Source organism: Methanomassiliicoccales archaeon (assembly GCA_029907465.1).
GTDB lineage: Archaea > Thermoplasmatota > Thermoplasmata > Methanomassiliicoccales > JACIVX01 > JACIVX01.
In genome coordinates, this window is record JARYLV010000030.1 from 1 (window position 1) to 13486 (window position 13486).

Annotated in this window: 12 protein-coding genes, 1 tRNA gene and 1 pseudogene; 4 read left to right on the forward strand and 10 right to left on the reverse strand. The window is 46.0% G+C overall.

Features of this window, described 5'->3' with window-relative positions:
* Positions 1 to 96: 96 nt before the first annotated feature.
* From QHH00_08080 to QHH00_08095, 4 genes are all read right to left on the reverse strand, one after another.
* Positions 97 to 312, reverse strand: a complete 216-nt coding sequence (locus tag QHH00_08080) for a small nuclear ribonucleoprotein (protein ID MDH7509333.1) — start codon at positions 310 to 312, stop codon at positions 97 to 99.
* Between the two features lie 67 nt (positions 313 to 379).
* Positions 380 to 1213: a hypothetical protein gene (locus tag QHH00_08085; protein MDH7509334.1), complete on the reverse strand. Its 834-nt coding sequence runs from the start codon at positions 1211 to 1213 to the stop codon at positions 380 to 382.
* 268 nt (positions 1214 to 1481) lie between these two features.
* A complete protein-coding gene (gene pyrC, locus QHH00_08090) occupies positions 1482 to 2756 on the reverse strand; it encodes a dihydroorotase (GenBank protein MDH7509335.1) in 1275 nt (424 codons plus the stop codon).
* Between the two features lie 4 nt (positions 2757 to 2760).
* The gene (locus QHH00_08095) at positions 2761 to 3354 is read right to left on the reverse strand and encodes a TIGR00296 family protein (GenBank protein MDH7509336.1); all 594 of its coding nucleotides are present in this window, start codon (positions 3352 to 3354) and stop codon (positions 2761 to 2763) included.
* Between the two features lie 281 nt (positions 3355 to 3635).
* On the opposite strand from QHH00_08095, the gene QHH00_08100 reads away from it, so the two are divergent.
* Complete coding sequence (locus QHH00_08100; GenBank protein ID MDH7509337.1) at positions 3636 to 4196, forward strand: CBS domain-containing protein; 561 nt, start codon at positions 3636 to 3638, stop codon at positions 4194 to 4196.
* A 22-nt stretch (positions 4197 to 4218) separates the two neighbouring features.
* On the opposite strand, the gene QHH00_08105 is transcribed toward QHH00_08100, so the two are convergent.
* The 6 genes and pseudogenes from QHH00_08105 to QHH00_08130 form a co-directional block, all read right to left on the reverse strand.
* Positions 4219 to 6042, reverse strand: coding sequence for an aldehyde ferredoxin oxidoreductase family protein (locus tag QHH00_08105; protein ID MDH7509338.1), 1824 nt, complete (start codon positions 6040 to 6042; stop codon positions 4219 to 4221).
* A gap of 2 nt (positions 6043 to 6044) precedes the next feature.
* Positions 6045 to 6488 (reverse strand): 4Fe-4S dicluster domain-containing protein, encoded by a 444-nt coding sequence (locus tag QHH00_08110; GenBank protein MDH7509339.1) that lies wholly within the window; start codon positions 6486 to 6488, stop codon positions 6045 to 6047.
* A 155-nt stretch (positions 6489 to 6643) separates the two neighbouring features.
* Positions 6644 to 6907 carry a hypothetical protein gene (locus QHH00_08115; protein ID MDH7509340.1) on the reverse strand — a complete coding sequence of 88 codons (264 nt, stop codon included), beginning with the start codon at positions 6905 to 6907 and terminating at the stop codon, positions 6644 to 6646.
* Positions 6882 to 8102, reverse strand: a complete 1221-nt coding sequence (locus QHH00_08120) for an ArsA family ATPase (protein MDH7509341.1) — start codon at positions 8100 to 8102, stop codon at positions 6882 to 6884. The genes QHH00_08115 and QHH00_08120 overlap by 26 nt, the downstream gene beginning before the upstream one ends.
* A gap of 367 nt (positions 8103 to 8469) precedes the next feature.
* Positions 8470 to 8576: transfer RNA gene (locus tag QHH00_08125), tRNA-Met, on the reverse strand.
* Positions 8577 to 8726: 150 nt separating this feature from the next.
* Positions 8727 to 9329: pseudogene (locus QHH00_08130) on the reverse strand (30S ribosomal protein S3ae).
* A 480-nt stretch (positions 9330 to 9809) separates the two neighbouring features.
* On the opposite strand from QHH00_08130, the gene larA reads away from it, so the two are divergent.
* The 3 genes from larA to folP are packed head-to-tail and all read left to right on the forward strand — an operon-like array spanning position 9810 to position 13334.
* Positions 9810 to 11060 (forward strand): nickel-dependent lactate racemase, encoded by a 1251-nt coding sequence (gene larA, locus QHH00_08135; protein ID MDH7509342.1) that lies wholly within the window; start codon positions 9810 to 9812, stop codon positions 11058 to 11060.
* The gene (locus QHH00_08140) at positions 11053 to 12162 is read left to right on the forward strand and encodes a (Fe-S)-binding protein (GenBank protein ID MDH7509343.1); all 1110 of its coding nucleotides are present in this window, start codon (positions 11053 to 11055) and stop codon (positions 12160 to 12162) included. The genes larA and QHH00_08140 overlap by 8 nt, the downstream gene beginning before the upstream one ends.
* Positions 12163 to 12164: 2 nt before the next feature.
* On the forward strand, positions 12165 to 13334 hold the full coding sequence (gene folP, locus QHH00_08145; GenBank protein MDH7509344.1) for a dihydropteroate synthase: 1170 nt from the start codon (positions 12165 to 12167) through the stop codon (positions 13332 to 13334).
* Positions 13335 to 13486 lie beyond the last annotated feature (152 nt).

Below are 13486 nucleotides of genomic sequence, written 5' to 3' on the forward strand. Positions count from 1 at the left end.
CAGGGGATGTGTGTCTTACGATTCGCATGCTTTCCCTTTGAAGGCGTACCTTTGACCATTCTTCTTCTCTCCTTGCACTTTCATCTTTCGCAACAATCAAGGTGAAATGTAGATGACATTATCGCCTCTCACTATAGCGATATCGAGTTTCCTCACAACCTCTTTATTGACGAGCTCTTCAACATTCTTGAGCACGAGATTCATGTGAGGATCATATCCGTCCAATATCCCTCTGTACTCTCTGTTCGCCTTTAGTTCAACGATGACATGGCGGTTGATAGCCTGATTGAGAACCGTGAGAGGTTTTTGCATGCTCAGTCACCAGTTGCCCGATAACGCCCAGACTATTTGAATCTTTGCGTTCATTAATTGATTGCGATCATACGAAGGCCCCGATCGTCGGTGCATCCAGCAAATCCATATCAAAGAAAATAATTGCTTCCCTAACACCGGTCTCATCAAGTTTTCCTCCACGCAAAAATGCTAATAATGAACCCCTCCAAAGCAAGTCGAGAATCGAAGTGCCAATGATGCCAAAATAAACGTTTGATAGAAAATCCTCGTATTCATAAGAATCAACGAGGTAACATGCGTACCCAAAAACACTATCCCGTTGATTCAACAGCGTTAGATACTTCGAAAGCAAGTTCCTCCCTTTTTCATCAGGCATCAGCAATTCCACTGATTTTGGGTCGATGGTCTCGATATGCTCAATGGAACCATCGTCAAGTATCCTGGACCAATCGATCTTGCTTCCCTTTGTTATGAAAACATTCCAGGAACCGTCTTCATCACAGTATACTGGTGCGTCAACAATTTTTGTAACGGATATCGAATCAAGGGTTGCCTCCATGGCGACTGTTGTGATATCACCATATTCGCTTTTCGACAATTTTTCATCCTTCAATTCGCTCAGACTTAGCTCATTGTCCTCCACAGAGAGCTCCAGTACTCGAGCAAGAAACTTCAAATCCACAAATCTCTCAAGCGTATGTGAGACCTGAATTCTTATTTCGTTAGGATCTCTCCACAATCCCGCATCTCGACACTCTGAAATAAATTCCGAATAAATTTTCCTTGATGATTTCAAAGTCTTAGCAAGAATTTCATTTTTCTCATGAATTAGTCGCGAGGCAACGCCCTCCAGATTGTCTCCCTGCTCATTCCAGACCCCTCGACATGAGAGGTCAAGCTCCGCCTGGATCCGATCCAAAACATGAAAATGAATGGGGAATTGACGACAGAAATGTGGTCTAAAACCATAAATTGAACACTTTCTTTCGGCTAGAAAAATACATGGCCCTTGATTTTGCTTCAATTTGATTGCATAATGTTTGTGGGGTCTTTTCTTAAAACAAACCGCTTCTCGATGATGCCTGAGAAAGTATTCCACTTCTCCATCCAACAGCTCTGGCTGGCACAAGCAACAGAGCTGACACCTATCAAGGCAACTGAACTTGAATCCTCGGAGTTGAGAGAGGTCAACGCTGAGGCTTTTCTCGATGGACAACGACATTCCTCCCAACGCGTTCGCCGACGATTGAACGGTCCTCCACAACAAGCATTCCCCGAAGGAAAAGTGAATGCGGAAAGATTGCTTCGTAATTTTCGAACGCGGTCCACCCGCACTTACTGTGAAGATTCTCCGCCCTAATCTTTTCAATCTTCTTGAGATCGACGACAACGAGATCCCCATCGAAACCAACTTCGATTCTTCCCTTAGGCAAACCGAAAATTTGAGCTGGCTTTTCGCATGCACACATTATAAGTGTCTTGAGATCGATGAGCCCACGCCTCACAAGATTGAGCATGAGGGGGACAGTTGTTTCAACACCAGGCATGCCACACGGAGCAATATCGAAATCGTCTTCTTTTTCCTCAATCGTGTGAGGCGCATGATCCGATGCAATGATATCAATTTTCCCATTAGCGAATGCCTCAAATAGGAGCTCACGTTCGTTCCTATTCCTCAATGGCGGGTTGACTTTCCCAAATGCCCCAAGTTCAAACGAATTATCAAGAAGAAGATGGTGTGGCGTCACCTCGGTCGTGAACTTTGAATTCTCAATTGAGTTTAGGCTTGCTGCCGCAGAGATATGACAAATATGTATTCTTCTTCCTGAAAAATTCCAAACAAGCTTTCTTATGGCATTGATTTCTGCCTCAATCGGTCTATTGCGATCGTGGTCAAAAAGATTTTTTTCAGGAAGCTTCAGAATCATCTTTTCATCTTCAGCATGCACGCTGATCACTTTGCCTGTCTTGGAAACAGACGCCAGTATTTTTGTCAGTGATTGATCATCTGGAACGAGGAGCATTCCCGTCGTTGAGCTCATGAACAGTTTATAGCCAATAACCATATCCGCAATCGATTCAGGCTTGAAAGAAGGCGCACAGCCACCAAAAAGTCCGAAATCGACCCAGGCCTTCTTTGCGACCAACTGTGTTTTCTCTCTGATAGCCTCAACAGAGATTGCTGGAGGTAAAGTATTTGGCATGTCGAAAATACATGATACACCTCCAAACGCAGCCGCGATCGTACCTGTTTGGAAATCCTCTTTGTGTGTTAAGCCCGGATCTCTAAAATGCACATGTGCGTCAATTGCGGCTGGAAGAATGAGCTTATTAGAATAATTATAATGCTTTTCACCCTTCAGGATTTTCTTGATAGAAACAATCTTTCCTCCTTCAATACCAATACAACAATCGACAAGAGTTCCTTGATAAAACGCTCGTCCCTCGACAACGATCTCCATCGAATCACTTCAGCTTCTTTCTTGCGACAGGACCATAAGGTTTCTCTTCAGCGAAAATCTCTGCTTGGAACTTAAAAAATCTTGCTCGCTTATCCAACCAGCAGTCAGGCGTCAAACCGGCCTTCATACATGTGTGCGAAAGAAACTCCTCTGCACCCCAACCATATTCAACAGGAACCTGTGGTAAAAGAAGACCGCGAAATGGACCCATTTCGACGATGAGGCCATCTTCCCCCACGATGATTTGCTCTGGCAATTTCTTTGGATCTGAGACTTTGATCATCTGGGGCGGCGTCAATATGCTGACTTCGACGACGATCCCCTTTAATTCGTGTTCCCTTAGAGGGGGAAATCTAGGATCGTGACATGCTGATTGCGCCGCATTGATGAGCGCCTTTTCTAGAGAAAAAATCGGCTCCGGATAGCCAATACAGCCGCGCAAGTCATGATCTGGGTAAGTCGAAAGTGTAACGAAAACTCCCCGTTTCTCTCTGAAGGTCTCAGGAAAGCTGATATCTTCGACTCTTTCGCGGCGTGCTTCCGCATCCACGACCTTTCGCGCCATCTTCACTGCCACTTCTCCCTCTGCGTCGTTCATAATACTCCCGTTCCTCAAATCCCATTTCTTTGATCAGATTTATCTCTTGTGCAATGAGGGTTACAGTTTTCAAGTGCAAAATACAATGATATTGAAATCAATCCCCCCAATTAACATCCTTAGAGTAAATGAGGTGGAATAATACATCCAATCCACCTCGTTTTCCTCAATGTCGAAAAAGAATTGAGATATCAATTGTTTCATGCTCAGTTTTGATTGCAACTATTGAAGTACGAGTTCTTTCAAAAAGAATTTCTACTTTCACTAACAATCATACTATCATGAGCAGCAGGGCAGACGATATCCTTGTCGAGGAAATCATGACCAAAACGCCCATAATTGGCGATCCGGAAATGACGGTGCAGGAAGCGGCAAAATTGATGAAGACGGAAAGAGTGGGAAGCATCATCATCGTCCAGGATGGTGAAGCCATCGGCATAATCACGGAAAGGGACCTCGTCAACAAAATTGTTGCAGAGAACAAGACGCCATCAAAGGTTAAGATAAGAGAGATCATGTCTTCACCGCTGATCACCGTCGGTCCAAAGGAGAGCGTCTCCTCTGCAGCTAAGAAGATGTCCACATTAAAAGTCAGACGACTGCCTGTTGTAAAACAAGGGAAGCTTATTGGTATTCTGACGGAAAATGATATCCTTAAGTTGTCTCCATCGCTCATCGAAATTACGAGGGAGTGGGCGCGGATCAGAAGCGGCACATCAGTCAATGCATCCGCCACCAGACTCGCTGAGGGGTACTGTGACAATTGCGGTTCATATTCCAACGAGCTACGTGCGCATGAAGGGCAACTTCTCTGCTCGTCCTGTTACGACCACCTCTTGTAGTCATAACCATTTTAAGCTCAAATCACTCCAAACCGAGCTGAGCCAATTTCTCCTTCAACGGGTGACCGTTTTCATCCCATCCGCGCGCGATGAAGTAATCGCTAAGCATTTTCTCTGCTTCATCGACAGTTAATATCGCCCCCTTCGAAACTCCGGTAGGGATTGGCTCATGAGTGATCCTTTTCGGTAAGCGGTAGTTTTCCCTTCCTATTCCTGCACCCAGGTTGAAGACTTGCTTCAAATTGTTAATTCTTTCGCCTATCAGGAGAAGGTCCTCCTCCGTAAACGATTTCCCAATCGCTGCATCGAGAAGTTCGATGAAGCCTTCGATTTTAAAGAAACCCCTGGAAAACTTGCAAATACCGAGGCAGTCGTAGACCATCATGAAGTCTTCCATTAATTTGACTGCTTCTCCCTTGCCAATCGGTGAAAACCGATCGACGCCACTGAAACGCCAGAATTTTCCTGTTAAGTCAATAGCATAGAACCCTGATCTAAGATGACAGGCGCCCCTAGATGATGTCATGAATCCGAGACCCATCCCCTTCATACCCCTTACATCATACGCAGGAGGCTCCATTCCTTTGACATGCATGGCAAAGTCCTCGCAGCCGCGGCCAATGGTCTTAGAGATCCTGAGAACACCTTCGCCAAAGAGGGCGCCGAGACCATCCCTGCGTCCGATAAGTTCGACCATCTTTGGTACGGCATCAGCGACACCAAAACGGCATTTGAAACCCAGTTCTTCCTCACTGACCAATCCTTTTTCGACGAGCTCCATGACAAATCCAATGACGACACCCGTTGAAATTGTATCGATACCATATAGATCGCAAAGTTCATTCGCTTTGGCAAGGGCTTCGATATCGGAGTTTCCACACTGGCTGCCAAGCGCGTAAAGTGTCTCGTACTCAATTCCGTCGAGGACGGTGCCTGCATAGGGGCCATTGCGAATGACAAAAAGTTTACCACACGCTTTAGTGCATGCGAAGCACGCCTTGTTTTTTATCGCATATCTCGGTGCCCAGTAGTACGGATCTATCTCTTTCCTTTCGTCAAAAACTGCTTCCTTCCAGTTTCTTGTAGGGAAAACACCACGCTCAGAGTTTACCCACTCAAGGAACTCTCCACTACCGTATTTCGTATCCTCGATGAACGCGTTGCTTTTTTCCATCGTTTCCTGCCACTTCAGTGCAAGGGAGATCAATCGATCTGGATCGCGAACTGCAATGTCCCCGTTCCCCCTGATCCCAATCGCTTTCAGATTCTTTGAGCCAAAGACCGCACCGATACCTGCCCTTCCCGCTTGTCGATCCTCGCACTCGATACATGCATATCGGACGAGCGATTCGCCAGCAGGACCTATCGTAGCCACAGTAAAATCTCCGTGATCCTCTTTGATTGCTTTTGCGGCATCGCGCGTAAACATTCCCCAATAATTTGATGCGGTCTCGAATCTGACATGGCCATCATCGATCAGCAATATGGCAGGCTGCTTGCTCTTACCAGTGATTGCTATTGCGTCGAGACCTGCCGCCTTCATTTGAGCGCCAATCCCACCACCCATGATCGATTCAGCGATCGTTCCAGTCAGAGGAGACTTCGAGACAAACGCTGTCTTACTAGCCGTTGGCACTGGGAGACCTGTGAGGAGACCTGGTGCGATCACAATTGCGTTCCTCTGATCGAATGGATCGATTTTTGGATTTACATGATCGGCGAATAACTTGACTGCAACGCCTTCCCCACCTAGGTATTTAGAGGCGAGCTCCTTTGTCATTTCCACCTTCCTAAAGCTTCTCTCCGTGAGATTGACATACAGTATCTTGCCTCCGTAGCCCTCCACAATCAACCCCCCAAGAGCGAAAGAACCTTCTGAAAATTCCCTTTCTTCATTTCTTCATACCTAATTGCCCCAAAGGGGCAAAATTTGACGCAAAGAGGATCGCCCCCGCACAAATCGCACTTTTGAGCAATGCCATTGACTTTTATGACGCCGTAGGCGCATGCGTCTTCGCAGAGACCACAGCCCGTGCACTTCTCCTCGTCAACAACCAGTGCCGTGCCGTTAAATGAAATGGCCTTTTCAGGGCAAACGCTGGCACAACATTCACCTTCGTTATCAATACACTGGGCACAGACCACCGGAATATCGTTGATGATGTCCTTTCGAACAACTCTCAATCGTGCTTTCTCCAGGCTGACAACTCTAGCGTGAGAGAGAGAACATACGAGTTCGCAAAAGCGGCAACCCGTGCAGTTTTCAGGATATGGTACGAGGCACAAAGACATCCGAAACCCCAATGGGAGATTAACATGAATTGATAAAATGATTGCCTGATCTTATGAGCGCATTGACAACAGGATTGATTATACATTACGATTGTCAAAGAATTGACGACGGTATACAAATTCTCGACATGCGGACGCGCGACAATGAAAATAATTCACTGAACATCAATCTTCTTGATAGAACGCTCCCTCTTTTGAATGCTGTCAATAACCTGAAGGTTGGCATCGATGATGCTTTTGACCATAAGAAGAAACTCACGTTTTGCAGCGAGATAATGCCTCCGTGCCTCAGGCGGAAATTTCGACTCTGGTATCATTGAATCGAGAGCGAGCAAAATCTCTGTGCCTGCCCTCACAAGATGTTCGCTTGCTTCCCTTGAAAAAATCGATTCACTAACCCTCCTTACGCTCTGATCCATCCCCTCTGGCTCCTTCTCCTCCGTCATCCTGTACAGGCCTCCTGAACCTGACGAGAAGCCGGCCATCTCTGAATTCCGCCCTATCCGCCTCACTGTTGATCAGTGAATACGGTAGGGTGATCGACCGTCGATAGGCGCCGACTTGAATAATTAATGAATCTTCGACTTTATATAATTCTACTTGCTCCTTCGTTGAAAACGGTAATTTCAAGGAAAGGGTGTCAATGCCGTCTTCTTCAAAGATTTCCATCGGCTTCTCCCGCGAGTATATGACAGTTGGGTCTCCGTCGCCAAACAGCATGTCACCTAGCGCCTCTAGTGCTTTGATCCCGACAAGTTCCGTAGGCATCTGCAATGCCTTGAGGATTTTTAGGGGACTAAAGGCCTCGTTGATCAAGTCCATGTAACATCGCTGCTCTTCCATCTTTTGCCTAAAGTAAACCTCGCTACATTCTGGCAAGATTCTGTTGACGACAAGGCATTCGACTGTCAGATCATATAGGCAAAGATAGGTAAAGGCGCGTTTTGTCTCATTGATCACCATCCTCTCAGGATTAACAACAAGCCGAACCGTAGTAATATTGGGATTCGTGAGAATTTCCTTTACACTCTTCATTCTTTCTCTGAGTTCGTCAATGTCGCTGAGTACTGCCTCGGAGGGCAAAGGTGTTTTCATAACCCTGCCGACAGTCGCCCTGGCGATTTTCAATAGGTTTCGAAAAGCCCGATACAGCTTGTCAAAATACCAATTGGAGATTTCGGGAAAACTCAGCAACCTCAAAGTGTCTGCCGTTGGCGCAGTATCGATTATGACGACATCATACGCATTCGACCTCTGAAAATCCCAAAGATAAAAGAGTGCAGACATCAGATCCATGCCAGGCCATATCGCCATTTCTTTTGCCGCAACTCCTTCGACGCCAACTGCCGCAAGGAAATCGGAAAGATATTTTTGGATCTCCTTCCACCTGTGCTCGAGTTCGTAAAGCACGTCAACCTCGATACCGTCGAGATTCTCTTCGATTCTCTTAATCCTGCCAGAGAGCTGAATCTCAAACGAATCTGAAAGGGAATGGGCCGAATCAGTGCTCATGACAATTGTTCTGTAGCCATGTCTTGCAGATCGCAGCGCAGTCGCTGCGGCTACAGAGGTCTTGCCAACGCCTCCTTTTCCAGTATAAATAATGACCCTCAAAGCGCCTCAACCCTAAGACCACTTCAATGCTTGGTGATCGTTTTCCTGATCTTTGCTTTTTTCATAGTGAAATGTTCCCTTGATAAAAAATCATTGGCCTCGCGATTTCTTGTCATGTACACTTAATCTGATCTCTTCTTAAATCTGACGCCTTTTTCAACAAAACTTCATAGATGAATTCTGCGCAGTAACCAAGAAGTTCAACATGTCTGTGTCATCAAGATTCCAGAATTTGAAACGCAAGACATAAGATATCTCTACCACCGTCACTAAGAATCGATATAAGAGGTGCACAAAGACGAAAAGCAAGGACCTCTAGAGACTCTAAAACAAGCAAATAATTATTAACAGATGTTCAATCCAGTGATGCCGGGGACGGGGTTCGAACCCGTGACCTTCGGATATCCCTGGTGCGTATCCTTAACCAACAAAACCCTATGAGTCCGACGCTCCACCAGGCTGAGCCACCCCGGCTTGATTTTCCTGGTGATCACTACCAACGTTATTGCTAATTTTTTCTTCTACAGGGGATGCAGAAGTATTTTGAAGTGCCTCAGAGCCTTCCCCTGTACCTCCTGGATTAGTGCTTTCGATCGCCGAAGATGCGATAGCCGCACCCTCCTGCAGAGGTGTTCCCATTTCGAGAACCTCCGTTCTCCGGATTTCCATCCTCTTTATCGGCACAACGACCTTACTCGCTTTCGCCAGTTCCTTTGCTAGATCACCAGAAATGATCGCTTTGACAAGATCTGTTATTGTCATGTCCGCTGCCAGTTTTTGAATAGTTTCTGTCATTATCGCACGAATCGCCGTTTCCTGAGATGATTGGATGCGCTTCTCAGTCACACTCATCGGTTTAATGCGAACGAGATATCCATCCTTTGTTCTAGCGTCAACAACATGATCTGTCTTCGTCCTTCTTCGCCTGGTCAGTCGCCTAACATAGTCGCTTGTCAGATCCTGTCCCACGAATACCGTCCTTGCGTCAAAACCGTTGACCTCAGTAATCTTGAATTTCAGCTTAATGTGCATCTTGGAGAAATCACCTGTGAGATCGTGCACTGTTACCTCTGTCGTCCTACCGATAAGAGAGCTGGGATCGGCAGAAGGTGTTTCGCCGATTTGCATTTCATTGAACATCTTAGGAGCGTAAATCTTGTACCACTCCTTTGCCTTCCATCGGTCTTTGACTTTTCTGGTCGCTGCTTTAGCCTTTTTCGTGACCATTAATATCCTCCGTTTTCGGACAAGTTCGGAAATGAGTCTCTATATTAATAAGTTTCCCAATGCCGCCGAGACTGGTCAACCCTTTCTTTGAAGTTTTTAAGATCCTGGTTCTGGGATTTGCATTTATGATACTGAAAGCTGAATGACTGATGGAAAACCAGTTAATCAATTCTGGTTTTGATTGTCTAGCATCCAGCCATCAGCGCATGACGGATGATGAAGAAACACGGTCACGAAAACACCCTTATTTATTCTTTTGCGACCCCAGAAAGTGCCAACCCTCCAGAGGGACTGAAGATTGAGAAGCATCATCGAGATGTGTTCGATTGAAAGGTCCTAATTTCAACATTCAGCCACCGTAGACGAAAAACTCCAGAGCTATTTCGAATTTCTCAATAAAGATGATTGGAAGGGGCGAGGTGAGCCTTTGTGTGAGATAAACCATTATTAGGAGGTTCATGATTCATTTATGATCACACCATGAAAATAGCAGTGCCGTACGGAAAGGACGGAAAGCAGCATCTCGAGATCCCAGACAAAAATTTTGCAGGTGTCCTATATCCAAAAGATGTCGCCATCAGCGATGAGAGAGAAATCATTAGTGAAGCGATAAAAAATCCTCTTAAATCACCATCATTGCCTGAGTTTCTTAAGGGGGCAAAAAATGTTGTATTCATCGTCAACGATGCGACCCGCCCTACTCCGACTCACAAGGTTCTGGACATCCTCGATGGCCTGATGAATCTGGAAAGCGCCACATATCTCATCGCAACTGGAAGCCATCGTGCGCCAACAGAGGAAGAGTACCGATTCATCTTCGGCAAACATCTCGAAAAAATCAGAGCAAAAATTCATGCACATGACTCAAAAAAAGATGAGATGGTATGTATTGGTCGTTCGAAAAATGGAACGGAGATGTGGGTGAACAGAATTGCCGTCGAGGCAGATCGTCTAATTGTGATTACAAGCGTCGAACCGCATTATTTTGCTGGTTATACGGGCGGTAGAAAATCATTTTTCCCGGGGGTTGCGTCCTATGAAACGATCGAACAGAACCACAAACTCGCGATGCGACCAGAAGCTCAGATACTAGTCCTGTCCGGAAATCCAGTTCATGAAGACATGATGGATGCATTACTTGCAATCGATCGAACCAAGATTTTTTCGATTCAATTAGTGCTCGATAGACACCAAAGGATATACCGGGCCGCGTCGGGTGACATCAATGCAGCGTTTGAAAAAGCCGTTGAATGGGCGAATGAGGTGTTTGTTGTCCCGATTGCGGAAAAGGCCGACATCATTGTGAGCGTCGCTCCATATCCAATGGATGTCGACCTATATCAATCTCAGAAGGCTCTCGATAATGCGAAATGGGCTCTGAAGGAAGGTGGGATTATCATCTTGGTCTCGCAATGCCGGCATGGTATCGGACACGATACATTTTATAAGCAACTATCGCTCTCATCTGATCCGCAGAAGATTCTCGAGAACCTTTCGAGAGAATACAAGCTTGGATACCACAAGACCGCGAAAATCGCCGAGATTCTATTGAAATCTAAAATCTTCGCTGTCACAGATTTGGATCCTGAGACGCTCAGAAAGGCTAATATAGTACCCTTCAATAGCCTACAATCCGCCATCAACGCTGCACTCCAGGAGAAAAAGGATGCAAAGATTCTCATACTGATGGATGGTAGCGTCACCGTGCCAAGGGTTGATAAACATGGCTGAAACAATTGAAGCACAACACTTGAAAAACGAGCTCAAAACGCTTATGACTTGCACATATTGTGGCTTTTGCAAAAGTGTCTGCCCTGTTTTTGAAGGAATAGGCTGGGATCCCAGTGTCGCAAGAGGGCGAATGATCCTTTCGTACGGCCTCCTGCGGAAGGAGATTCCTGCAGATCAGTCTGTCGTGGAAAGCCTATTTCAGTGTACGACCTGCAAGGACTGCGAGAGGAGATGTCCCTCAAGCATTGAAGTTGTTGAAGTCGTTGAGAGCGCGAGAAAGGACCTTGTGGCGAATGGGTTCATACTCCCACAGCACAGCAAAATAATCAAAAACATCCTTTCATTCGGCAATCCTTACGGGGAAAGGGATCGGGTGATTGATCGCTTTGGCATGAAACCGAGGAATGCTGAAATAGGCTATTTTATCGGTTGCACCTCAGCATATAGGAATGTGAAGAGCGCCAACGCGACGCTGTCAATTCTAAAGAAGCTCGGCGAGGATTTCACTCTCCTTGACGAGGTTTGTTGCGGGAGTGTTATGCAAAGAGTTGGCTGGAAGGAAGCGGATCTTATTTCACTCATGGAGAAAAACGTCAAAGCGGTCGAGAGTGTTGGCGTGGATGAGGTCGTGTTTTCTTGCGCCGGTTGTTATAGAATGTTTAAAGAGGAATACCCAAAGTTTGTCGACATCAATTTTAAGGTCAAGCATATCTCAGAATTTCTCGCTGGCAAGGAACTTAACTTAATACCGCTAAAAAAGAAAGTCACATATCATGATCCGTGTCATCTTGGAAGGCATTGCGGTGTATACGATCCTCCAAGAAAGGTGCTCTCAATGATCCCCGATCTCACATATAAGGAAATGCCAAGAAATAGGGATACCGCGAGGTGTTGCGGTGGTGGCGGTGGCGTAAGGTCAGCATTCCCTGACCTCTCAACTAAAATTGCTGCTCGGAGAGTCGACGAGGCGTCATTTGCCGATTTCCTAGTGACTTCATGCCCATTCTGCGTGAACAACCTCAGGCTCGGCAAGGAATCGAACGGCGCAAAGGTCGAAGTAGTCGATCTTGTCGAATTCATCGAACCGTTGCTTACTGGTTAATCATGATCGCTCGTATCCGTTCTTATCTGTCATATAAAGAAGCGCTCGACGAATGGTCTCGTTTAAAAATCGATCCTCCTACCCTTTCAAGCGAGGAGATTGAGGATTTCATTTTTACTTATCTTGAAGCCGAATGTGAAACTGAAGACTTATCAAATCTATCGGAATTGATTGGAGGCGCTGGCGGCGACATCAGGATGAGTACCAAATCAGGACGAGGTAGATATCTCGTATTCGGTGACGCGTCTTTCTACAAGAATCTCACGAAATATCGCGACAATCCTACAGTTGGAATAATGCTGGACGCATTGAAAAATTACCGTTCACTATCAACGGAACCAATCAAGCTTTCCAATCAATCGCTTAAATTCGATAAAACACTCGTCATGGGCATTCTCAATGTTACACCCGACTCATTCTTCGACGGAGGGGCGTATTTCAGCAGGGAGTCAGCGATCAAGAGAGTATTCCAGATGGTCGACGAAGGGGCAGATATTATAGATATTGGCGGGGAATCCACACGCCCGTTCTCAACACCAATTCCAGAAACCGTGGAAAGAGAAAGAGTGATCCCGATTCTTGAAGAAGTGATCCCTTCTATCGACATTCCTATATCGATAGATACGCGAAAACCCTCAATCGCGAGAGAAGCCGTTGAGATCGGTGCGGAGATCGTTAACGACGTCTCAGGCCTCAGGGACCGAGAAATGATGAGAACGGTGAGCGAACTGGATGTTCCTGTTATCATTATGCATATGCTAGGAGACCCCCAGACAATGCAACTGAACATTGCTTACGAGGATGTGGTCGGCGATATCTTGATGTTTTTGGCCAGACAGATCCGAGAGGCTGAGGAAAACGGAATTAGTAGGGATAAGATTATAATCGACCCAGGCATCGGTTTCGGGAAAGAGGTTCACCACAACCTCGATATTCTCAGGAGGCTGAGGGAGTTTCGCAGCCTCGGGCGGCCGCTGCTCGTAGGCGCATCGAGAAAAACTTTCATAGGAAAAGTCCTTGATCTTCCCAAGGAGGAACGATTGGAGGGGTCTTTAGCATCAGCTGCTGTTTCAGTGATCAATGGAGCGGATATCGTAAGAGTGCATGATGTAAAGGAGACCGTCCGAGTTTGCAGACTTATTGACGCGATTTATGGCACAAGAAAGGACTGAGGCTCTCGTGAATTGGATTCAACGAACAAGTTTTTTGCGATCATGCCAGCGAGCTGACGAGACCAATACCTATAACCGCAATGATCGCGAAGATATAGAAGTACATCATTCGTCTTTTTTCCTTTCTTGCTCTTTGATGGTAGGAATTCTTG